This is a genomic window from Halomonas denitrificans (assembly GCF_003056305.1).
Classification (GTDB): Bacteria; Pseudomonadota; Gammaproteobacteria; order Pseudomonadales; family Halomonadaceae; genus Halomonas; species Halomonas denitrificans.
Genome location: NZ_PYVX01000004.1, coordinates 103,431 through 124,327, shown reverse-complemented (window position 1 = coordinate 124,327; position 20,897 = coordinate 103,431). Strand labels below are relative to the sequence as shown.

Genomic DNA, 20,897 nt, shown 5'->3' with positions numbered 1-20,897 from the left:
GGTTCACCTTTGACAAGAGACGCCGGCTCACGGCGCGAGCGCGGCGCCAGGCGCCGCCCCGACGACCACCTGAGGAGAAGTCCCTTGGCCAGTTTTACCCTGAACGGCGAGCCGGTCAGCGTCGAGGTATCCCCCCAGACCCCTTTGCTGTGGGTGCTGCGGGATCACCTCGGCATGACCGGCACCAAGTTCGGCTGCGGCATCGCCCAGTGCGGCGCCTGCACCGTCCACCTCGATGGCGAAGCCACCCGCACCTGCGTGCTGCCGGTCTCCGCCGCCGAAGGCGCCGAGATCGTCACCATCGAAGGACTCTCGGCCGACGATGACCACCCCCTCCAGCTGGCCTGGCGCGAGCTGCAGGTGCCCCAGTGCGGCTACTGCCAGTCGGGCCAGATCATGCAGGCCGCCGACTTCCTGAGCCGCAACGCCGACCCCAGCGATGCCGAGGTCACCGAGGCCATGGCCGGCAACCTCTGCCGCTGCATGGCCTACCGGCGCATCCACCGGGCGGTGAAGCGGGCCGCCGAGATTTCCCAGGCCCGCGAGGCCGACATGGCCGGGGTCGGCGTCTTCGACCCGGCCCGCTCAGAGGAGGTGACCCATGGCCAGGTTTGACGATGCCCTGGCGGCCGTCGAGGCCCGCCAGGACGAGGGGCGGGGCATCTCGCGCCGCGGTTTCTTGATCGGCACCATGGCCGGCTCGGCGATGCTCGCCTTCGGCCTCTCCGGTATCGCCGGCGCAGCGGGCGACTCCGCCAGCGAGGCGCTGGCCGCCGGGCGCTACGAGCCGACGATCTGGTACGCCATTTCGCCCGACGGCACCGTGACGGTGCACATCACCAAGGCCGAGATGGGCCAGCACGTCGCCACCAGCCTGGCGCGCCTGGTCGCCGAGGAGCTCGAGGCGGACTGGTCCTCCATCGAGGTGGTCTACGTCGACAGCGACCCCAAGTGGGGCTACATGGTCACCGGCGGCAGCTGGTCGGTGCACCACAGCTACCTGCCGCTCTCCCGGGCCGGCGCGGCCGGGCGTATCGCGCTGATCGAGGCCGGTGCCAAACTGCTCGGCGTCGACGCAGCCGACTGTCGCGCCCGCCAGGGCCGGGTCATCTGCGGCGATCGCTCCCTGGGCTATGGCGAGATCGTGGCGCAGGCGGGACTCGAGCGCACCTTCTCCGAGGAGGAGCTCGAGGCGATCAGCCTCAAGCCCGCCGGCGAGCGCCGGGTGCTCGGCACCCAGGGCGGCGCCCTGGACGTGCCGGCCAAGGTCAACGGCGAGGCGGTCTACGGCATCGACGTCAGCGTCGAGGGGATGCTCCACGCCCGCCCGGTGCTGCCGCCGACCCGCTTCGGCTCCAAGCCGCTCTCGGTGGATGACAGCGCCGCGAAGCAGGTCGAGGGCTACCGCCAGACGATCGAGCTCGACGACCCCTCCGGTGTCTGCCAGGGCTGGCTCGCGGTGATCGCCGACAGCACCTCGGCGGCGATGCGCGCCGCCGACGCCCTGAAGGTCGAGTGGCAGCGCGGCGACAGCTACGCCGTCACCGAGGCGGACATCCAGCAGCAGGGCCATGCCCTGGTCGAGGCGCCGAGCCGCGACAACGGCTCGCTGTTCGTCGACATCGGTGACGCTAGCGCCGGCCTCGAGGGGGCGAGCCGGGTGGTCGAGTCCACCTACACCACCTCGAGCGTGCTGCACTTCCAGCTCGAGCCGGTCAACGCCACCGTGGTCGAGGAAGACGGCCACTGGCACGTGCACTGCGGCAACCAGCAGCAGACGCTGGCGGTGGGGATGCTGGCCAAGGCGCTCGAGGTCGATGAGAGCCAGGTCACCCTGCACCAGTACTACCTGGGCGGCGGCTTCGGTCGGCGTCTCTATGGCGACTACACCATCCCGGCGGCGCTGGCGGCCAAGGCGCTGGGGCGCCCGGTGAAGATGCTCTTCACCCGCCCCGACGACACCCGCTTCGACTGCGTGCGCTCGCCCTCGGTGCAGCGTCTGCGCTCCGGGCTCGACGAAAGCGGCCGGGTGGTGGCCTCCGAGCATGCCGCCGCCGCCGGCTGGCCGTCGGCGGCCATGGCGCCGGCGTTTCTCGCCGAGACGGTCGAGAACGGTGGCAAGCTCGACTCCTTCGCCATCAGCGGCGCCGACCACTGGTACGACGTCGGCGCCCAGCGGGTCTGGGCCCAGCAGAATCACAAGGCCCACGAGGTGTTCGTGCCGGGCTACCTGCGCTCGGTGGGGCCGGGCTGGACGACCTGGGCGGTGGAGCAGCACATCGACGAGCTGGCGCTTGCCGCCGGTGGGGATCCCGCGCGTTTCCGGCTCAATCTGCTCAAGGCCGAGGGGCGCAACGCCGGCCAGGCGCCGCACAGCCTCGGCGGCGCCGAGCGCCTGAAGGCGGTGCTCGAGCGCGCCATGGCCAAGGCCGACTGGGACGGCCGCGAGAGCCTGCCCGATGACGTCGGCCTGGGCGTCGCCCTGACCTTCGGCCAGGAGCGCAACATGCCGACCTGGGTGGCCTGCATCGCCCGGGTGCGGGTCGACCGCGGCGACGGCACGATCGCCGTCGAGCGGCTGACCGCGGTGGCCGATGCCGGCACCCTGGCGCACCCCGACGGCGCCATGGCGCAGCTCGAGGGCTCGCTGCTGTGGGGGCTGTCGATGGCGCTCCACGAGGGCACCGAGTACCGCAAGGGTAAGCCCGAGGCGCTCAACCTCGACGCCTACACGCCGCTGCGCATGGACCAGGTGCCGGAGATGGACCTCGAGTTCGTCGACAGCGACGCCATGCCGGTGGGCCTGGGTGAGCCCGGCACCACCGTGGTCGCCCCGGCGATCGCCAACGCCGTCCAGCACGCCGTGGACGTGCGCCTGCGCGACCTGCCGATGCGCGCCGCGGCGCTCAAGGCCGCCCTCTAGGCGAGCGGCCATCCCCGTCCCGGCGCGACCGGGGCGGGGCCTTCCTGTGTGAGGCCTATCATGCAATACCTTGATCTGATGGTGATCCGCCAGGCGCTCGCCTGGGCGAGAGCGGGCGAGACGCTATGGCTCTGCACGGTGCTCTCCACCTTCGGCTCCTCGCCCCGGGAGCCGGGCGCCTGGCTGGTCGCGCGCCGCGACGGCCAGCACGCGGGTTCGCTCTCCGGCGGCTGCGTCGAGGAGGACTTCCTCGCGCGCCTGGCCGACGGCGCCTTCGCGGCGCCGGTGCAGCGGGTGCGCTATGGCGAGGCCGCGGATGGCCTGAGCGGCCCGGGCGTGACGCTGCCCTGCGGCGGCATCCTCGAGGTGCTGGTGGAGCGGCTTGCACCGGGGCCCGAGACCCTCGCGCACCTCGAGGCGCTGGAGGCGGCGCTGACCGGCCAGCGCCCGCGGCTGCGCCGCGTCGACCTGGCAAGCGGCGAGTGCGTCCTCGAGGACGATACCGGCCTCGGCGCGCGGGTGCTCTGGCCGGAGGCCCCGAACGGCGAGGCGCCGCGCCACGTCCGGCTGCGCGTCGGCCCCGCGGCGCGGCTGGTGCTCGCCGGGATGTCGCCGGTGGCCGAGGCCTGCGCCGAGTTCGCCCAGCGTCTCGGCTTCGAGGTCGTCGTCTGCGACCCGCGCCCGGCGGCGCTCGAGGGGCTGGCGCTGGCCGGCGTCGAGCGGTTGGCGTCGCTGCCCGCGACCTTCATCGCCGACGGCGGCTGCCATGCGGCCAGCGCCGTGGTGGCGCTGACCCACGATCCCCGTCTCGACGACCTGACGATGATCGAGGCGGTGAAGAGTCCCGCCTTCTACATCGGCGCCATGGGCTCGCGGAAGACCTCCGCGGCGCGCGCCGAACGGCTCCGGCGCAGCGGCGGCCTCATCGAGGCCGAGATCTCCCGCCTGCACATGCCGATCGGCCTGGGGCTCGGCAGCAAGACGCCGGCGGAGATCGCCCTGGCGGTGATGGCCGATATCGTGCGGGTGCGTCGCGGCCGGGAGCGGGACGCGCTGTGACCTCGGTGGCCGATGCCAAGCGTGTCGTCACCCTGGTGATGGCGGCGGGGCGCTCGCGGCGCTTCGGGCCCGCCGACAAGCGCCTGGCGCGCCTGGCGGATGGCCGCACCCTGCTGGCGGCGAGCCTCGAGGCGAGCCTGGCCCTGTCGCCGCACCGCCGGCTGGTGGTGCGGGCCGGCGAGGGGCTCGCCGCCCTGGGCCTCGACGCCGGGCCCGGGGCGCCGCGGCCGCTGGTCGCCCCCCGGGCCGACGAGGGGCTCGGGGCGAGCCTCGGCGATGCCTTCACGCGGCTGCTCGCCGATCTCGAGCTGCGGGACGTCGAGGCGGCGGCGGTCTGGCTCGGCGACATGCCCGCCGTTGCGCCCGCGACCTGTTGGCGCCTTTCGGCGGCCGCCGCGCCGGGGCGCATCGTGCGGCCCAGCCACGCCGGTCGCCCCGGCCATCCGGTGCTCTTCGGCCGGGCCTTCTGGCCGCGCCTGGCCCGACTGGCCGGCGGGGAGGGCGCCCGCGGCGTGATCACCGCCCACCCCCGGGCCTGTCGGGAGATCGAGGTCGACGATGCCGGCGTGCATCGCGACGTCGACACTCCGGCGATGTTGGCGGACCTCTCGCACTTTCCGTGAGGCCCTGCCCTGAGCCTTCTCTTGAGGGCGCCTGCCCGTAGTAGACGCTCGGTAGAGACGACGACGCCCGGCCACTGGCCGGGCGTCGTCGTTGAACGGGACGGTGGCGTGGCGTCAGTCGGACTTGGAGCCGTCGGCCTCGCCCAGCCACTGCGCGACCAGCTCGGGGTGCGCCTCGACCCAGGCGCGGGCGTTGGCCTCGTAGTCGCCGTTGGCCTGGTTGGCCTCCATCAGTCCCTGCACGTCCTCGGCACTCCACGCGAAGCGATCCAGGATCGCGGTGATCTCGGGCTGCTCCTCGGCGAGCCCCTGGCGCGTCACGGTGTGGATGCGCTCGTCCCGGGAGTAGAGGCCCTGGGGGTCCTCCAGGTAGCGCAGCGACCGCCCCGAGAAGACCGGATGCGGGGCCCAGGCGGTGACCACGATCGGCTCCTGACGACCCATCGCGGTCTCCAGGGTCTTGGTCATGGCCGCGTCGCTGCCGGCGATCAGCCGCCAGTCGTCGAGGCCGTAGGCGTCCATGGCCCGCTCGGTCAGGGCCATGATGCCGGCGCCCGGGTCGATGCCGTGGATGCGCTCGCCGAAGGCGTCACCGGCCTCGGCCAGGTCCGCGATCGAGGTCGCCTCGGCGTAGTCGGGCACGGCCAGGCCGACGCGGGCGTCGGTGAGGTTGGGGCCGAGGTCGTCGACCCGGTCGCCCGCGGCCTCGAAGTAGCTGGCCTGGGTGACCGGCAGCCAGGCGCCGGTAAAGGCATCCAGCTCGCCGACGGAGAGCCCCTGCCAGATCGCGGCAAGGCTCACCGAGCGGACATCCACCTCGTGGCCGGCGTCCTCGAGGACCGCCTTGAGCACGTAGGTGCTGGCCTGACCGGTGGCCCACTCGCCGATGCCGAGGCGCAGGGTGTCGGCCTGGGCCAGCGGGCTGATGGCGCCGAGCAGCAGGCCGGTGGAAGCGAGCAGCGTACGCAAGGTCATCTCAAACATCTCCAGCAGGGGCAGAATAAGCACTTTCGGACGGCCCATGATACCCGTTCTGGCGCCATGACGAAGCCTTCTTGCACATGCCCTGCACGTTGTCTGACTAGACTGCGGATACGTTTCCCCATCAAGGAGGTCGTCATGAAGCGTACCGGTTACTCCTCATCGCTGGTGATGGGCGTCGCCCTGGGGCTGGCGCTTGCCGCCGCGCCGCTGCTGGCGCAGCCCGGCAACGGCCAGGGCGTCGGCAAAGGCGCCCAGCAGGCGGGCCAGGGGCAGCAGGTTCGGGGCAACCCGGGGCAGGGCGGCCATGGCCAGCGGGGCAAGGGCCCGTCCGGCGAGGACGAGCGCTACCGTCAGGCGCGACACGACGACGATCGCTACCGGGATCGCGCGCATGACCGCGACTTCGATCGCGATCATGACGACTGGCGGGATCGACGCCTGCGCATCGACGAGGACGACATCCGCGATATCTTCCATCGCCGTCGCGACTATCTCCACTACGACGAGCGCGACCGCTTGCCGCCCGGCATCCGCATGAACCTGGAACGCGGCAAGCCCCTGCCGCCGGGGATCGCCAAGAACTTCGACCCGCGCCTGCGCCGCGAGCTGCCGCACTACGAGGGCTACGAGTGGCGCCGCGTGGGTGCCGATGCCGTGCTGGTCGACATCACCAACGACATCATCCACGAGGTGATTCACGACATCCTGCGTTGAGCACCGCGCGCCGGCGGTGAGGCGCCAGCGGGAAGGGGGAGAAGAGGAGGACGGTCATGCTGGAGCCCCTGGATGTCAGCCAGGTGTATCGACGCTGTGCCACCGAGGCGTTCGCCTTCGAGATCACCAGCGAGCTCGAGTCGCTGGACCTGCTGAGCGGGCATGAGCGGGCCCGGGACGCGCTGAATTTCGGCACCGCGATGCGCAGCGACGGCTTCAACCTCTTCGTGCTGGGCACCCCCGGGCACGACCGGGAGAGCCTGGTGGGGCGCTTTCTCGCCGAGCAGGCCCAGCGCGGCCCGGCGCCCGGCGACTGGTGCTATCGCTACAACTTCGAGGACCCCTCCGTGCCGCTGGCGCTCTCGCTGCCGGCGGGCATGGGGCGCGCGCTGCGCGAGGACCTGGACGGCCTGATCGAGGAGCTGCGCAGCGCCATTCCCTCGGTCTTCGAGAGCGAGGAGTACCAGAACCGCCTCCACGAGCTGAAGCAGGCCATGAGCGAGCGGCAGCGCGATGCCGTCGAGGCCGTGCGCCACGAGGCCCGGGAGCACGGCATCCTGCTGCTCTCCACCCCCAACGGCTTCACCTTCGCGCCGGCCTCGGGAGACAAGATGATGGCGCCAGAGGCCTTCGAGAAGCTGCCGCCCGAGGAGCGCGAGCGCATCGAGCAGAAGGTCGAGGAGCTCCAGCGTACGCTCACCCTGGCGATCCGCCAGATGCCGCGCCTCGCCAAGCAGCTCCGCCAGCAGGCCAACGAGCTCAACGCGGAGATGCTCGAGTCGGCCATCGGCTCGCCGCTGGAGGAGCTCAGGGAGCGCTACGCAGACCAGCCGGGCGTGATCACCCACCTTGACGCGATCCGCGAGGCGATCCTCTTCAATGCCGACTCCTTCATCGACGAGGACGCCGACATCCCGGCGGAGGCGGTGTTCAGTCGCTTCCAGATCAACCTGCTGGTGGACAACGCCGAGGCCCAGGGGGCGCCCGTGGTCCATCAGGATCTGCCCACGCACCAGCACCTGGTGGGCCGCATCGAGCACCAGGTGCACAACGGCACCCTGATCACCGATTTCCTGCTGATCCGCCCCGGCGCCCTGCATCGCGCCAACGGCGGCTACCTGGTGCTGGACGTGCGCGGCGTGCTCACCCAGCCGGGCGCGTGGGAGACCCTCAAGCGGGTGCTGCGGGCCGGCGAGATCCGCACCGAGTCCCTCGAGCAGGCCTACGGCCTGATCAGTACCGTGACCCTGGAGCCGCAGCCGATCCCGCTGGACATCAAGATCGTGCTGCTCGGCGACCGGCTGCTCTACTACCTGCTCTGCGAGCACGACCCGGAGTTCCTGGAGCTCTTCAAGGTGCAGGCCGATCTCGAGGACGCGCTCGATCGCGACCCCGAGCACGAGGCCTTCTACGCCCGCATGGTGGCGACCCTGGCGCGTACCGCGGCGCTGCGGCCCCTGGATCGCGGGGGGGTGGCCGCAGTGGTCGAACGCGCCAGCCGCCTGGCCGACGACCAGCGCAAGCTCTCGGCGCGCCACCGCGACCTCCACGACCTGCTGCTCGAAGCCGACCACTGGGCCGGCCAGGAGGACGCCCGGGTGATCGGCCGGGCCCATGTCGAGCGGGCGGTGGCGCAGCAGCTCTGGCGGGCGGGTCGCCTGCGCGAACGCAGCCACGAGCTCTTCACCCGCGGCACCCTGATGGTCGCCACCGAGGGGCGCGTGGTCGGCCAGGTCAACGGCCTCTCGGTGATGCAGCTGGGCGAGATGGCCTTCGGCCAGCCCTCGCGCATCACCGCCACGGCGCGTCCCGGCGAAGGCCGGGTGGTCGATATCGAGCGCGAGGCGCGCACCGGCGGGCGGATCCATGCCAAGGCGGTGATGATTCTCTCCCGCTACCTGGCCAGCCGCTTCGCGGCCCTGGCGCCGCTGTCGCTCTCGGCGAGCCTCGCCTTCGAGCAGTCCTACGGCGGCATCGAGGGCGACAGCGCCTCGGTGGCCGAGGTCTGTGCCCTGGTCTCGGCCATCGCCGGGGTGGGGCTCGATCAGGCCTTCGCCGTGACCGGCTCCATCGACCAGCACGGCCGGGTCCAGGCGGTGGGCGGGGTGAACGAGAAGATCGAGGGCTTCTTCGACGTCTGCCGCTCTCGCGGCCCGCTCTCGGGCCAGGCGGTCATCCTGCCCCGCACCAACGTCGAGCACCTGATGCTCAAGGGCGAGGTGCGCGAGGCCATCGAACGGGGGCAGTTCCGGGTCTTCGCGATCTCCCGGGTGGACGAGGCCCTGTCGCTGCTCACCGGCCTGCCCATCGGCGAGGCCGACGGCGAGGGGCGCTTTCCCGAGGGCAGCCTCGAGGCGCGGGTGGCCGAGCGGCTGGCGCAGTTCCGCGAGGCGGTGACGCAGGCCCGGCGGGCGGAGCGTGGCCTCGCCGACGGCGAGACCGGGGAGGAGGGCGACGGGGAGGACGACGACGATGCAACCTGACGAGGCCGAGCCGCCCCTCGCGGGCGAGCCGGGCGCCGGGGCGGCCGGCAGGGACGTCCGGGTCGTGCGGGTCCTGACCCTGCTCGATGCCTCGCGCCACAGCCTGGCCGCCCTCGCCGCCGCGGTGGAGCTCGCGACGGCGCGCCACGCGGAGCTGGTGGCGCTGTTCGTCGAGGACCAGGAGCTCGTCAGCAGCGCCGGCTTCCCCTTCGCCCGGGAGATCGGCGCGGTCTCCGGGCGGGTGCGACGGCTCTCCCGTGAGGACCTGCTGGCCGGCCAGGCGCGCCAGGCGCGCCGTGTGACCGAGGCGCTGGAGGCCGCGGTGGCAGGCCGGGAGCTGCGTCACGAGCTTCGCGTCAGTCGCGGCAGGATCGTCAGCGAGGCGCAGGCCCTGGCCGGGCCGGGCGACGTGCTGCTGCTGGGCAAGGCCGGCTTCTCGGGGCACTGGGGCGTGCGCCTGGGCTCCACCAGTCGCGCCCTGATGCTGTCGGCGCCCTGCACGGTGATCATCTGGGACGAACGGCTGCCGCTGGCGCGCGGCCCCCTGCGCACCCTAGGCGAGCCGCCGGCCGCCCTGGAGATCCCCGACGTCCTGGCGCGGCTGTTCGAGGAGGTGGAGGTCCTCGAGGCGAGCGATGCGCGAGAGCTCGAGCGCCGGCTTCGGGGGGCCAGAAGCGGGGCGCTGCTGCTGCATCGCCCGCGGCTCGCCGAGCTGGCCGAGCAGGACCCCGACCTGCTGGCGCGGCTGCCGATCCCCGTCATCGTCGTGCCTTGAGCGACGTCTTGGGGCGACAGGCGATCGCGCCGCGCGATGTAGCCCCACAGGAGGGCGAGAATTTGGCAAGATGGCGCCCCCTGAACAGGCCACGCGGACATCGATCGCAATGACTTACTTGCTGGTGATGGGGGGCCTCACGCTCTCCGTCTGCTTTACCCTGGGCTGGGGGCTGGTCGGCGCGGGACGCTGGCTGGCTCGTCGGCTGCCCGGCGGGGCCGGCAGCGCGTCTCGCCGTCCGGCGCGGCGGACGGCGAATCGCGCCAAGGCCTCTCCCAAGGGCTCTCCCAAGCCCAAGCCGGCCGCCAAGACCTCGAGCAAGGCCCCGACCAAGGCCTCGAGCCGTAGCCGAACCGCCAAGGCCCCGTCGGAACCCTGGCCCCTGACCCGCTGGCTGGCCCGGCGGCGCTCCTCGCTGCCGCTGGGGCTGCTGGCGCTGCTGCTCTATGCCGGCAGTCGCCTGGCCGAATACGGCATGGCCTTTCGTCCCCACGAGGCTCCCGGGGAGTTTCACCGCCTCGTCGAGGTCCTCGGCTACGGCGCTGCCGGGCTGCTGGCGCTGGCGGCGGTGAGCCTGCTCGCTGCCTGGCGCTGTCAAGAGTGATCGGGCGTTGCCGAGCGGCTAGCGGCGCAGCCAGTTGCGCAGCTTGACCAGCAGCAGGGCGCCGTCCCCCAGGCGTCGCCGCTCGGCGATCAGCCCGGCCAGCAGGGCCGGGCGGTCGGTGATGATGCCGTCCACCCCCAGGTCGATCAGTCGCGACATGGCGTCGCGCTCGTTGAGGGTCCAGGCGTGCAGCGCGTAGCCATAGTGGCCGGCCAGGCGGATCTCCTCCTCGTCGATGCGGTTGTGGCGCAGCGCCAGGGCATCGAAGCCTTGGCGCTCCAGGCTGCCCGACAGCACCAGCTGGGCCAGCAGGGTGGTGCCCAGGCGCGGCTCGCGTCTCGCCACCTCGCGCAGCAGCCAGGGCGAGCGGGTGGCCACGCGCATCTCCCCCATGACGTCGGGATCGCCACAGGCCAGGGCGCCGATCCGGTCCTCGGCCCGCGCCCGGCAGGCCAGGCGCTGCGCTCGCTCCCGTCGCAAGTCGTCGAGCACCGCCTCGACCAGATCGAGCTCGCGGCCGGGATCGGGCTTGAGCTCGATCAGCAGCCAGGCGTGTCCCCGCACCGTCGCCAGCGCCTCGTCGAGCCCCGGGATCCGCTCGCCGGCGAAGGCGGGATCGAACCAGCGGCCGACGTCGAAGGCCTCCAGCGAGCCACGGGTCAGGCTGCCGAGGGGCCGGTCGTCGCCGGTCAGGCGCTGGAGGCTCTCGTCGTGATAGAGCACGACCCGGTCGTCGGCGGTCAGGCGCACGTCGATCTCGATGCCGTCCGCGCCGTCCCGGATGGCCCGGTCCAGCGCCGCGAGGGTGTTCTCCGGCGCCTTCAGGGAGCTGCCGCGGTGGGCGATGATCTCGACCTCGTCGCGGATCTCGAAGCGGTGGACGATCAGCCAGGCCTGGCCGATGGCGAAGAGCAACACGGCGAGCTCCACGGCCCAGGCCAGGCGGTGCGGATGGCTGCCCGGCGGGGGCGGCTCGGGGCGTGGCTCGCGGTGAGCCAGGCGCAGGTAGAGGCAGGTGGCCTGCAGGGCGTTGGCGGCGATGCCGCCGAAGGTGATGGCCAGGGTGACGAGCAGGTAGGCGGTGAGGTAGGCGAGCATGGCCGGGATCAGCACCGCGTGACGCTCGGGCAGCCACCACAGCAGCGGCGTGACCACCCGGTCGAACAGGGCGGTGGCGAGCAGCGGCAGGCCGACGATGCCGAACAGCAACAGCAGCACCGCCGCGGCGATGTGGCGCCCCTCGCCCCGGGTCAGCCGCACGCTGCGCGCCAGCGCCGCCCGGGGCGACAGTCCCTCCAGGGTCAGCACCGTCAGCGCCAGGTGCCAGCGCACGTAGAGGCCACCCGCCAGCAGCGCCCAGGCGAACACCGGCACGATGGCGCTGGCGACGAAGGCCCAGAAGGCCGGGGGGCGTACGCGCTGCACGAAGTAGGGGTCCAGGGCCCCGAGGAAGAACTCGTGCAGCCCGGCGATGGCCAGTGCCGGGGGGAGCAGCAGCAGCAGTTGGGTGCCGACCTGCAGCACGACCAGCCCACCGATCGCCGGCAGGCGGCGCAGGGTGGCCCAGAGCGCCTCGAAGGCCAGGCGGACATGGCGGCCGTGCGGGCGCACGGCGACGAGGATCATCCCGGACTGCTGCAGGTAGAGCACCACGAAGGTCAGGCCCAGCGCGGCCAGCAGCCACAGCAGGCCCTGCGGGCTCATCAGCAGGGCGAACAGCTCGGCGTTGGTGATCACCGGGCGGCCGAACTCGCCGAGCAGGCTCGACAGCGTCCAGCCCACGGCCGGCAGCAGCAGGCTCGAGGCCAGCAGGGTGAAGAAGAGGTGGTAGGCGATCAGCGGGCGCAGGTGCTCGCGCAGGGTGCGCAGCACGTCGCCGCTCAGTCGTGACAGGGCCAGCATGGACGCTCGAGGGTGACTGTGATGCCGTCAGGGTGGCATCGCGCCTGCCGACTGGGCAATGGGCGGGCATCCGCCTCGAGCGTTCGAGGGCCCCGCGGACTGGCGGGGCCCGGCGGGGCGGCGAGCGTCAGCGCGTGAGGTCCAGCCGTTCGTCGGCGATCAGGATGCCGTTGTTGTCGGCATAGAGCCACTGGCCGGGCGCGATGGTCACCCCGGCGAAGGTCACCGGCAGGTCGCGCTGCCCCTCGCCGCGCTTCTCGCTCTTGCGCGGATGGGCGCCCAGCGCCTGGATGCCGAGCTCGGTCTCGGCCAGCACGTCGACGTCTCGCACGCAGCCGTACATCACCACGCCGGCCCAGCCGTTGCCGGCGGCCTGTTCGGCCAGCATGTCGCCGAGCATGGCGCAGCGGGTCGAGCCGCCGGCGTCGACCACCAGCACGGCCCCGTCGCCTGGCTCGGCCACGGCCTCCTTGACCCGGGAGTTGTCCTCGAAGCACTTGACGGTGCGGATCGGGCCGCAGAAGGCCTCCAGGCCGCCGACGTTGACGAAGAGGGGCTCGAGTACCTGGACGTCGGGGTAGGCGTCGCAAATATCGGGGGTGACGATCTGGCTCACGGTGATGGCTCCTGGGGTCGGTCCGGATGGCAGTGCCCCCCCATGATGCCACGCCCGGGGCGCCGCGACAGGCCCCCTTTGGTGGCAGAGACCTCATAAAAAAAAGCGCCCCCGGAGGGGCGCTTCGGTCATCGGCTCCGGCCACCGCGAACGGCGGCCTTCGATGGTGCGAGCATCGGAGTCGAGCTGATGGACTCACGACATCGGAGTTCAGGCTTCCTGGGCGATCGGAATCACGTTGGAAGCGGCGTTCTGATACTCCTCGATCTCGTGGAAGTTCATGTAGCGATAGATCTCGCCGGCCATGGCGTCGAACTCACCCATGTAGCGGCGATACTCGTCGACGCTCGGCAGGCGACCCTCCACCGCGGCCACGGCCGCGAGCTCGGCGGACGCCAGGTAGACGTTGGCGCCGTCGCCCAGGCGGTTGGGGAAGTTGCGGGTCGAGGTCGAGACCACGGTGCTCTTGGCGGCCACGCGGGCCTGGTTACCCATGCACAGCGAGCAGCCCGGCATCTCCATGCGCGCGCCGGCGCGACCGTAGATGCCGTAGTAGCCCTCCTCGGTCAGCTGGTGCTGGTCCATCTTGGTCGGCGGCGCCAGCCACAGCTTGGTCTTCAGGCTGCCGGCCGGCTGCTTCTCGAGCAGCTTGCCCGCGGCGCGGAAGTGTCCGATGTTGGTCATGCACGAGCCGATGAAGACCTCGTCGATCTTCTCGCCGGCGACCTCGGAGAGCAGGCGGGCATCGTCCGGATCGTTCGGGGCGCAGAGCACCGGCTCCTTGAGCTGCTCCAGGTCGATCTCGATGACCTCGGCGTACTCGGCGTCCTTGTCGGCGCGCATCAGGCTCGGGTTGGCCAGCCACTCCTCCATGCCCTCGATGCGACGCTCGATGGTGCGACGGTCGCCGTAGCCGTTGGCGATCATCCACTTGAGCAGGGTGATGTTGGACTTCAGGTACTCGGCGACGGAGTCCTCGCCCAGGGTGATGGTGCAGCCTGCGGCGGAGCGCTCGGCGGAGGCGTCGGAGAGCTCGAAGGCCTGCTCGACGGTGAGGTCCTCGAGGCCCTCGATCTCCAGCACGCGACCGGAGAAGGCGTTCTTCTTGCCCGACTTCTCGACGGTCAGCAGGCCCTGCTGGATGGCGTAGTAGGGGATGGCGTGGACCAGGTCACGCAGGGTGACGCCGGGCTGACGCTGGCCCTTGAAGCGCACCAGCACCGATTCCGGCATGTCCAGCGGCATCACGCCGGTGGCGGCGGCGAAGGCGACCAGGCCCGAACCGGCCGGGAAGGAGATGCCCAGCGGGAAGCGGGTGTGGGAGTCGCCGCCGGTGCCCACGGTGTCGGGCAGCAGCATGCGGTTGAGCCAGCTGTGGATGATGCCGTCGCCCGGGCGCAGCGAGACGCCGCCGCGGTTCATGATGAAGTCGGGCAGGGTGTGGTGGGTGTCCACGTCCACCGGCTTCGGGTAGGCCGCGGTGTGGCAGAAGGACTGCATCACCAGGTCGGCCTGGAAGCCCAGGCACGCCAGGTCCTTGAGCTCGTCGCGGGTCATCGGCCCGGTGGTGTCCTGGGAGCCCACGGTGGTCATCTTCGGCTCGCAGTACATGCCGGGACGCACGCCGTCCATGCCGCAGGCCTTGCCGACCATCTTCTGGGCCAGGGTGAAGCCCTTGCCGGTGTCGGTCGGCTGCTCGGGCAGGCGGAAGACGTCGGAGGGGGCCAGGCCCAGGGACTCGCGCGCCTTGGCGGTCAGGCCGCGGCCGATGATCAGCGGGATACGGCCGCCGGCACGCACCTCGTCGAGGATCAGCTGGGTCTTGAGCTCGAAGGTGGTGAGCACCTCGTCGGTGCCGTGCTTGCACACCTTGCCTTCGTAGGGGTAGACGTCGATCACGTCGCCCATCTCGAGCTTCTCGACGTCCATCTCCACGGGCAGAGCGCCGGAATCTTCCATGGTGTTGAAGAAGATCGGGGCGATCTTGCCGCCGAAGCAGAAGCCGCCGGCGCGCTTGTTCGGGACGTGGGGGATGTCGTCACCGAAGAACCACAGCACGGAGTTGGTCGCGGACTTGCGCGAGGAGCCGGTGCCGACCACGTCGCCCACGTAGGCGACCGGGAAGCCCTTGGCCTTCACTTCCTCGATCTGCTTCAGCGGACCGGTGGTGCCGGGGACTTCCGGGGTGATGCCGTCGCGCTCGTTCTTGAGCATGGCGTTGGCGTGCAGCGGGATGTCCGGGCGGGACCAGGCATCCGGGGCGGGGGAGAGGTCGTCGGTGTTGGTCTCGCCCGGCACCTTGAAGACGGTGAGGGTGATCTTCTCGTCGAGCGCCGGCTTGGAGAGGAACCACTCGGCCTCGGCCCAGGACTGGATGATCTCCTTGGCCACGGCGTTGCCCGCCTTGGCGCGCTCTTCCACGTCGTGGAAGGCATCGAACATCAGCAGGGTGTGCTTGAGCTGCTCGCCCACTTCCTTGGCCAGGTCGGCGTCGTCGAGGAGCTCGACCAGCGAGACGATGTTGTAGCCGCCCTGCATGGTGCCCAGCAGCTTCACCGCGTGGATGCGGTCGATCAGCGGCGACTCGGCCTCGCCCTTGGCGAGGGCGGTGAGGAAGCCGGCCTTGACGTAGGCGGCCTCGTCGACACCGGGCGGAACGCGATTGGTGAGCAGGTCGAGGATGAACTCCTCCTCGCCGGCCGGCGGATTCTTCAGCAGCTCGACCAGTGCGGCGACCTGTTCGGCGTTCAGCGGCTTCGGCGGCACGCCGTCGGCGGCGCGCTCCTCGACATGTTGGCGATAGGCTTCAAGCACGTTGGGACCCTCATCGGTAGTGGTGGCCAGGGCCGGCGATGCTCGTCGAGATCTCGACGAACGGCACGCTTCGGCACGGAAACGGGTCCGGCAGACCCGCCCGATCGGCCAGGGTGTCAGCGGTGCCGCGATTCTAGAGGAAACTGTCGACAATGTTAAGTTGAGCCCGTGGTTGACGCCTTGAACTTTGGTCGGCGGTGACGGGCGCGGGGCAACTTCGGGATGCCAGAGCGCCGCCCTGCGCGGTACCATGATCGTTTGCCAATCCACCTGAACGTCAACGGGAGGTCACATGGGAGAGCGCATCGTCTCGCCCTGCGTCGGCGTCTGTTCGACCACGCTCGGGGACCGGGTGTGTCGCGGCTGTCAGCGCACCGACGGCGAGATCCGCGACTGGCCGGCCTACAGCGGCGGCGAGCGCCGCGACCGCCTGGCCGACATCGACCGGCTGCGGGGCGAGATCGCCGCGCGCCACCTGGTGGTCGAGGACGCCGCGCTCCTCGAGAGCCAGCTGCAGCGCCATCGCATCCGCTTTCGCGAGGATCAGCCGGCGCTGTCCCGCGCGGTGGAGCTGTTGCGGGTGGGCCGCGGCCGCATCCAGGAGCTCGCGCGTTATGGCCTGGCCGGCCTCGAGCACCAGGACGCCCCCGCCCTGCACGCGGCGATTGCCCGTGACCTGCTGGCCGCCGCCGACCGGCGCCTCTCGACCTCCTTTGCTTCCACCGACCTGCCGACACCATGATGCCCTCGACCGACATCCTCGAATCGCCCGCTTGCCAGGACCTGCTGCCCGCCGAGCTGCACGCGTTCCTGCCCTGTGCCACCCCGGATGCCTGGGTGGCCTGGGCGCTGGAGAACCCCGAACTGCTGCTGATCGATCACGCCCAGTGCGAGAAGAAGGCGGCCTCCACGGCCATGAGCCTGCTCTACCGCTACGTCGACCAGCCGCTGCTGCTGACCAAGATGAGCCAGCTCGCCCGGGAGGAGCTGCTGCACTTCGAGCAGGTGGTCAAGCTGATGGAGGCGCGGGGCATCGTCTATCGCCACATCAGCGCCTCGCGCTATGCCGAGGGGCTGCGTCGGCACGTGCGCGGCGAGGAGCCCGAGCGGCTGATCGACATCCTGATCATCGGCGCGCTGATCGAGGCGCGCAGCTGCGAGCGCTTCGCGCGGCTGATTCCGCACCTGGACGCTGAACTTGCCAAGTTCTATCGCAGTCTGGTTAAGTCGGAAGGACGCCATTTCGAGGACTATCTGATGCTGGCGCGCCGCCTGGCCACGGCGCCCATCGACGCACGCATCGCCTTCTTCACCGATCGCGAGGCCGAGCTGGTCACCACGCCGGACACGGTCTTTCGTTTTCACAGCGGTGTGCCGGCCTGAGGCCACCCCTTCCGCCACGCAGGAACGCTCACCATGCGGGATGCAGCCGACGACGTACACGAGAACGACCGGGATCACCTGGCACTCTTCGGCCACTTTTCTCTGAACCTGGGCGACGACGTCCTGACCCAGTTCAGCTACGACAAGGTCAAGGCGCTGCTGGTCTATCTGCTGCTGCATGACCAGCCCGTCAACCGCGCCACCCTGGCCGAACTGCTGTGGCCCGACCAGGGCCTGTCGTCCGGGCGTACCAACCTGCGCCACGCCCTGCACTGCCTGCGCCAGTCGCTGGGCGACGAGGCCGAGCGGGTGCTGGCGGTCTCTCGCCAGACCATCGCCTTCCGGCTGCCGGAGGCCTGGCGCTTCGACATGCACCGCCTGCAGGCGCTGCTCGACGGCCCCGGCGACGTGGCGACCCTCGAGGCGGCACTCGCCTGCTACCGGGGCGACCTCGTCGAGGAGCTGCAGCTCGGAAGCTGCGCCGAGTACCAGCGCTGGCTGGTGCAGGTGCGCAACGAGTGGCGCCAGCGGGTGATCCGCTTCGCCGAGGGCGTGCTGGAGCGTCAGGAGCCGGTGCCCGCCGCGGTGCTGGAGGCGCTGGTCAGCCGCTTCTCCGGCTACGGCCCGTTCCACGAGCGGCTGGTGCGCCAGCTCGCCGAGCAGGGACAGCTGGCCGCCGCCCACGAGCAGTACAACGCCTACCTGCAGCTGCTGGCGCTCTCCGGCCAGCAGCCCGAGCCCGCCTTCCTGCAGCTCGCCCGCTACTGGTCCGATGCGCCGGCCGAGGGCTCGCCGCTGGGGCCCAGCGGCGCCTTCTCGCGGACCCTGGCCACCGACAGCGCGCCGCTGCGCGAGGACGAGATCGAGCAGCGCCAGCTCTCGGTGATGGCCATCCGCCTGCGCCTCAAGGCCGATCTCTCGGATCGTGCCGACGCCCGCGCCTGCCTGGCGCTGCAGGTCGAGCTGATGCGCTGGCTCGAGCAGCAGTGCCACCACCTGGGCGGCTTCTGGCTGCCCGGGGCGACCGGCGGCCTGGGACTGGCCTGCTTCGGCACCCACGGTCCGGCCCACCAGCTGGCCGAGCTGGTCGCGCTCTACGAGCACTGCCGCCGGGTGCTGCCCGAGGAGTCGCTGCGCCACTGGAGCGGGGAGGGCGAGCCGCCCAGCATCGAGCTGGCGGCGGGCCTCGACAGCGGGCGGGTGGTCTATCTGCCCGAGCGCCACCTGGTCGACCCGCTGGGGCAGGTGACCCAGGGCTCCCTGGACCTGATGAGCGCCGCCGGCGGCAGCGAGCTGGTGATCTCCCAGGACGCCAGCCAGCACATGCCGCCGGCCCTGGACCTGCAGCCCCGGCTCTCCACGCGTCTGGTGGCCAGCGACGGGCGCGTGCGCCTGCGCGCGCTGGTGCTCGGCGCCAACGAGGGCGGGCGCGAGGCGCTGCCGCCGAGCCTGGTGGGGCGCGAGACCTCGCTGCGCACCCTGCGCGACGCCCTGGCCCGGGCCGGCATCGGCCTGCGCCAGAGCGTGCTGGTGCGCGGCCCCTCGGGGCTCGGCAAGTCGGCGCTGCTGGTGGGCTTTCGCCAGCTCGAGCAGAGCCGTGAGGCGGCGATCTGCTGGCAGCCGACCACCCGGCTCTCCGTGCAGGAGCCCTACGGCGTGGCGCGTCAGCTGCTGCGCTGGCACCTGGGCGGGCGCATCGACGAGGCCGCGATTTCGCGCCTGCTGGCCGACGACGAGGCGCTGGCCCCCGACAGCGACCCGCGGCTGCTCCTCGAGGAGGCGCTCGGCGTGCGTGAGCCTCGCGAGATCACCGCGCTGGCCCAGAGCGGCGAGGCCGTGGAGCTCGTCGTCGGGCTGCTGCACCGCCTGATCGGCGAGCTGACCCGCCAGCGCACCCTGGTGCTGATGATCGACGACCTGCAGTGGCTCGACGAGCCTTCCTTCAAGGTGCTGGCCGGCCTGCAGGCGCGGCTGCCGATCAACTGTCCCTTCCTGCTGGTGGCCAGCCACCACGGCCGCGAGGCGCTGCCGTCCCGGCTGCACTGGGACCAGCAGATCTCGCTGGGACGGCTCGACCCGACCCAGTCCTCCCGGCTGCTTTCGCAGCTGGCGCGTCGCTACCGCATCCACCTCAGCCCGCGGCTGCGCGGCCAGATCATCGAGCGCTGCGACGGGGTGCCGCTCTACCTGCAGGAGATCTGCCGGCGGGTGGACATGGATCGCCGCGAGGGGCGCAGCGTGCAGCTCGACGAGCTGCCCCACGGCCTGCTGGGCCTGCTGGCGAGCCGCATCGACCAGCTCGATGGCGACCGCGAGGTGGCCCACGTGGCGGCGGTGCTGGGGCGGCGCTTCCGCCTCGACTTCCTCGCCGAGTGCAGCGGCTGGGAGATGAGCCGCCTCTCCGCGGCGCTGGAGCACATGCGGCGCCTGGAGATCATCGAGCCGGCCGACGGCGAGTCCGCCGAGCGCGAGTACCAGTTCACCCATCAGCTGCTCCAGGAGGCCGCCTACCTGGCCTGCCCGCGGGACGTGCGGGTCAGCATCCACCGCCAGGTGGTCAGCCTGATCGAGGAGCACTTCCCGATGTGGATCAGTCGCCACCCCGGCGACTTCGCCACCCACCTGCGGCGCAGCGGCCACTACGCCCGCGGCGCCCGCTACTTCGAGCTGGCCGCCCGGGAGGCGCTCAAGGTCAGCGCCAACCGCACGGCGCTGAAGATGGCGGATTTTGGCCTCGCCAGCCTGCGTCACGTCGAGGATCAGGCGGAGCGCGAGATCAGCCTGCTCACCGTGCGCGGCCAGGCGGCCTTCGCCCTTGAGGGCCACGGCTCGCCCACCGCCCACGAGAGCTTCGTGCGCGCCCGGGAACTGCTGGCCCAGCAGCCGGGCGGCCCGGAGGAGGGCGGCGACCTGGAGCAGGCCTTCCTGGTCAAGTGGGGGCTGTGGGTGGGCTGCAGCCAGCGCCATGCCCATGCCGACGCCTTCTCGCTGGCCTCGCGGCTGGCCGGCCTCGCCGACCGCCTGGAGGATCCCCGCTACCGGCGCCTGGCCGACTTCGCCCGCGCCAGCTGCGAGTACTGGGCCGGGCGCATCTCCCAGGCCTACGACCATCTCGAGGAGATCGACCCGCTCAACTCCTCGATGATGATCGAGTGGTTGCCGTTCTCCGATCACCCCCAGGTGGCCGCGGCCTGCTTCCAGGGCTGGGCGCTCTGCCTGCGCGGCGACTACCAGCGGGCGGAGCGGCAGGTGGAGTCGGCCATTCGCCTGGCCGAGCGCATCAACCACCCGGGCAGCCTGGCCATGGCGCTGATGTACGCCGCGGCCCTCTACCGCCAGCTGGGTCACGTGCACCTGGCCACCGTGCGCGCCGAGCGCGCCTTCGAGCTGACCGGCACGCCGGACCTGCACCTCTGGCAGGTCGCCTCGCGCTGCGTGCTGGGCTGGCAGCGGGCGCTCTCCGGCGACCGCGACGGCCTGGCCCAGATCGAGGCGGCCCTGGAGGAGCTGGCCGAGGTCACCGGGCGCGATCCCTACCAGCGCCCGGCGCTGTGGTACGTGGATGCCTGCGTGGCCCTGGGCGAGCTCTCCCGGGCCGAGGACTACCTCGATCAGTGCCTGATGATCGCCCGCGAGCGCACCACGCTGTTCGTCTCTGAGCTGGCGCTCAACCTGGCGCGGATCCGTCATCGCCTGGGGCACGCCCGCGAGGAGGTCAAGAGCTTGGCCGAGCAGGCCCTGGCGCATGCCCGGGAAGACGGCAACCTGCACCAGCAGCTCTCGGCGCTGGAGCTCTGGCTGACGCTGATCGACCCGCGGGACGAGGCGGCCCGGGCAGAGTTCCGTCGCCTGCTGGGCGTGGTGAGCCACGGCGATGCCCCGGTGCTGATGCGCTGGCGAAGCCTGCTCGACCGTCGCCTGCCCCACGCCGAGGACCTCTCCTCCTGAGGCCAGGCTCGCCATCGAGTCCCTGGAACGACAGCGGCGCCCCGAGGGGCGCCGCTGTCGTTGTTTGGG

At 71.6% G+C, this 20,897-nt stretch carries 15 protein-coding genes; 11 read left to right on the top strand and 4 right to left on the bottom strand.

Features of this window, described 5'->3' with window-relative positions; all coding sequences use genetic code 11:
* Positions 1–84 precede the first annotated feature (84 nt).
* Genes C9F13_RS12250 through C9F13_RS12235 form a run of 4 tightly spaced genes read left to right on the top strand, consistent with a single transcriptional unit; the run spans position 85 to position 4,605 of the window.
* The gene (locus C9F13_RS12250; protein ID WP_170121150.1) at positions 85–615 is read left to right on the top strand and encodes a (2Fe-2S)-binding protein; all 531 of its coding nucleotides are present in this window, start codon (positions 85–87) and stop codon (positions 613–615) included.
* On the top strand, positions 602–2,923 hold the full coding sequence (locus C9F13_RS12245) for a xanthine dehydrogenase family protein molybdopterin-binding subunit (RefSeq protein ID WP_108446555.1): 2,322 nt from the start codon (positions 602–604) through the stop codon (positions 2,921–2,923). Before C9F13_RS12250 ends, C9F13_RS12245 begins: the two co-directional genes overlap by 14 nt.
* 60 nt (positions 2,924–2,983) lie before the next feature.
* Complete coding sequence (locus C9F13_RS12240; protein WP_108446554.1) at positions 2,984–3,982, top strand: XdhC family protein; 999 nt, start codon at positions 2,984–2,986, stop codon at positions 3,980–3,982.
* On the top strand, positions 3,979–4,605 hold the full coding sequence (locus C9F13_RS12235) for a nucleotidyltransferase family protein (RefSeq protein WP_245888775.1): 627 nt from the start codon (positions 3,979–3,981) through the stop codon (positions 4,603–4,605). Before C9F13_RS12240 ends, C9F13_RS12235 begins: the two co-directional genes overlap by 4 nt.
* Positions 4,606–4,719: 114 nt before the next feature.
* Here the strand turns inward: C9F13_RS12235 and C9F13_RS12230 are convergent, their stop codons facing one another.
* Positions 4,720–5,580 (bottom strand): glycine betaine ABC transporter substrate-binding protein, encoded by an 861-nt coding sequence (locus tag C9F13_RS12230; protein WP_211310962.1) that lies wholly within the window; start codon positions 5,578–5,580, stop codon positions 4,720–4,722.
* 144 nt (positions 5,581–5,724) lie between these two features.
* Here C9F13_RS12230 and C9F13_RS12225 point away from each other — a divergent pair, with 144 nt between their 5' ends.
* The 4 genes from C9F13_RS12225 (at position 5,725) to C9F13_RS12210 (ending at position 10,165) form a co-directional block, all read left to right on the top strand.
* Positions 5,725–6,303 carry an anti-virulence regulator CigR family protein gene (locus C9F13_RS12225; protein ID WP_245888774.1) on the top strand — a complete coding sequence of 193 codons (579 nt, stop codon included), beginning with the start codon at positions 5,725–5,727 and terminating at the stop codon, positions 6,301–6,303.
* Positions 6,304–6,359: 56 nt separating this feature from the next.
* Positions 6,360–8,786: a Lon protease family protein gene (locus tag C9F13_RS12220; RefSeq protein ID WP_108446552.1), complete on the top strand. Its 2,427-nt coding sequence runs from the start codon at positions 6,360–6,362 to the stop codon at positions 8,784–8,786.
* Positions 8,776–9,561 (top strand): universal stress protein, encoded by a 786-nt coding sequence (locus C9F13_RS12215; protein ID WP_108446551.1) that lies wholly within the window; start codon positions 8,776–8,778, stop codon positions 9,559–9,561. Before C9F13_RS12220 ends, C9F13_RS12215 begins: the two co-directional genes overlap by 11 nt.
* Before the next feature lie 109 nt (positions 9,562–9,670).
* A complete protein-coding gene (locus C9F13_RS12210; protein WP_157955196.1) occupies positions 9,671–10,165 on the top strand; it encodes a hypothetical protein in 495 nt (164 codons plus the stop codon).
* An 18-nt stretch (positions 10,166–10,183) separates the two neighbouring features.
* Here C9F13_RS12210 and C9F13_RS12205 read toward each other — a convergent pair whose 3' ends face one another.
* From C9F13_RS12205 to acnB, 3 genes are all read right to left on the bottom strand, one after another.
* Entirely contained in the window at positions 10,184–12,067 is a 1,884-nt protein-coding gene (locus tag C9F13_RS12205) for a glycerophosphodiester phosphodiesterase (protein ID WP_108446549.1), read from the bottom strand.
* A gap of 127 nt (positions 12,068–12,194) precedes the next feature.
* Positions 12,195–12,683 (bottom strand): ribonuclease E activity regulator RraA, encoded by a 489-nt coding sequence (gene rraA, locus C9F13_RS12200; RefSeq protein ID WP_108446548.1) that lies wholly within the window; start codon positions 12,681–12,683, stop codon positions 12,195–12,197.
* A gap of 210 nt (positions 12,684–12,893) precedes the next feature.
* Positions 12,894–15,497 carry a bifunctional aconitate hydratase 2/2-methylisocitrate dehydratase gene (gene acnB, locus C9F13_RS12195; RefSeq protein WP_108446547.1) on the bottom strand — a complete coding sequence of 868 codons (2,604 nt, stop codon included), beginning with the start codon at positions 15,495–15,497 and terminating at the stop codon, positions 12,894–12,896.
* A gap of 292 nt (positions 15,498–15,789) precedes the next feature.
* Between acnB and C9F13_RS12190 the strand changes: the two genes are divergently transcribed.
* The 3 genes from C9F13_RS12190 to C9F13_RS12180 are packed head-to-tail and all read left to right on the top strand — an operon-like array spanning position 15,790 to position 20,828.
* The gene (locus tag C9F13_RS12190; RefSeq protein WP_108446546.1) at positions 15,790–16,239 is read left to right on the top strand and encodes a DUF1289 domain-containing protein; all 450 of its coding nucleotides are present in this window, start codon (positions 15,790–15,792) and stop codon (positions 16,237–16,239) included.
* The gene (locus C9F13_RS12185) at positions 16,239–16,880 is read left to right on the top strand and encodes a MiaE family protein (RefSeq protein ID WP_108446749.1); all 642 of its coding nucleotides are present in this window, start codon (positions 16,239–16,241) and stop codon (positions 16,878–16,880) included. Before C9F13_RS12190 ends, C9F13_RS12185 begins: the two co-directional genes overlap by 1 nt.
* A gap of 33 nt (positions 16,881–16,913) precedes the next feature.
* Entirely contained in the window at positions 16,914–20,828 is a 3,915-nt protein-coding gene (locus C9F13_RS12180) for an ATP-binding protein (RefSeq protein ID WP_108446545.1), read from the top strand.
* Positions 20,829–20,897: the final 69 nt, after the last annotated feature.

Excerpts from the sequence above, each read along its gene's own strand:
- C9F13_RS12245 (WP_108446555.1), top strand. The coding sequence starts at position 602 with ATGGCCAGGTTTGACGATGCCCTGGCGGCCGTCGAGGCCCGCCAGGAC.
- C9F13_RS12240 (WP_108446554.1), top strand. The coding sequence starts at position 2,984 with ATGCAATACCTTGATCTGATGGTGATCCGCCAGGCGCTCGCCTGGGCG.
- C9F13_RS12230 (WP_211310962.1), bottom strand. The coding sequence starts at position 5,580 with ATGACCTTGCGTACGCTGCTCGCTTCCACCGGCCTGCTGCTCGGCGCC.
- C9F13_RS12225 (WP_245888774.1), top strand. The coding sequence starts at position 5,725 with ATGAAGCGTACCGGTTACTCCTCATCGCTGGTGATGGGCGTCGCCCTG.
- C9F13_RS12220 (WP_108446552.1), top strand. The coding sequence starts at position 6,360 with ATGCTGGAGCCCCTGGATGTCAGCCAGGTGTATCGACGCTGTGCCACC.
- C9F13_RS12215 (WP_108446551.1), top strand. The coding sequence starts at position 8,776 with ATGCAACCTGACGAGGCCGAGCCGCCCCTCGCGGGCGAGCCGGGCGCC.
- C9F13_RS12210 (WP_157955196.1), top strand. The coding sequence starts at position 9,671 with ATGACTTACTTGCTGGTGATGGGGGGCCTCACGCTCTCCGTCTGCTTT.
- C9F13_RS12205 (WP_108446549.1), bottom strand. The coding sequence starts at position 12,067 with ATGCTGGCCCTGTCACGACTGAGCGGCGACGTGCTGCGCACCCTGCGC.
- C9F13_RS12190 (WP_108446546.1), top strand. The coding sequence starts at position 15,790 with ATGGGAGAGCGCATCGTCTCGCCCTGCGTCGGCGTCTGTTCGACCACG.
- C9F13_RS12185 (WP_108446749.1), top strand. The coding sequence starts at position 16,239 with ATGCCCTCGACCGACATCCTCGAATCGCCCGCTTGCCAGGACCTGCTG.
- C9F13_RS12180 (WP_108446545.1), top strand. The coding sequence starts at position 16,914 with ATGCGGGATGCAGCCGACGACGTACACGAGAACGACCGGGATCACCTG.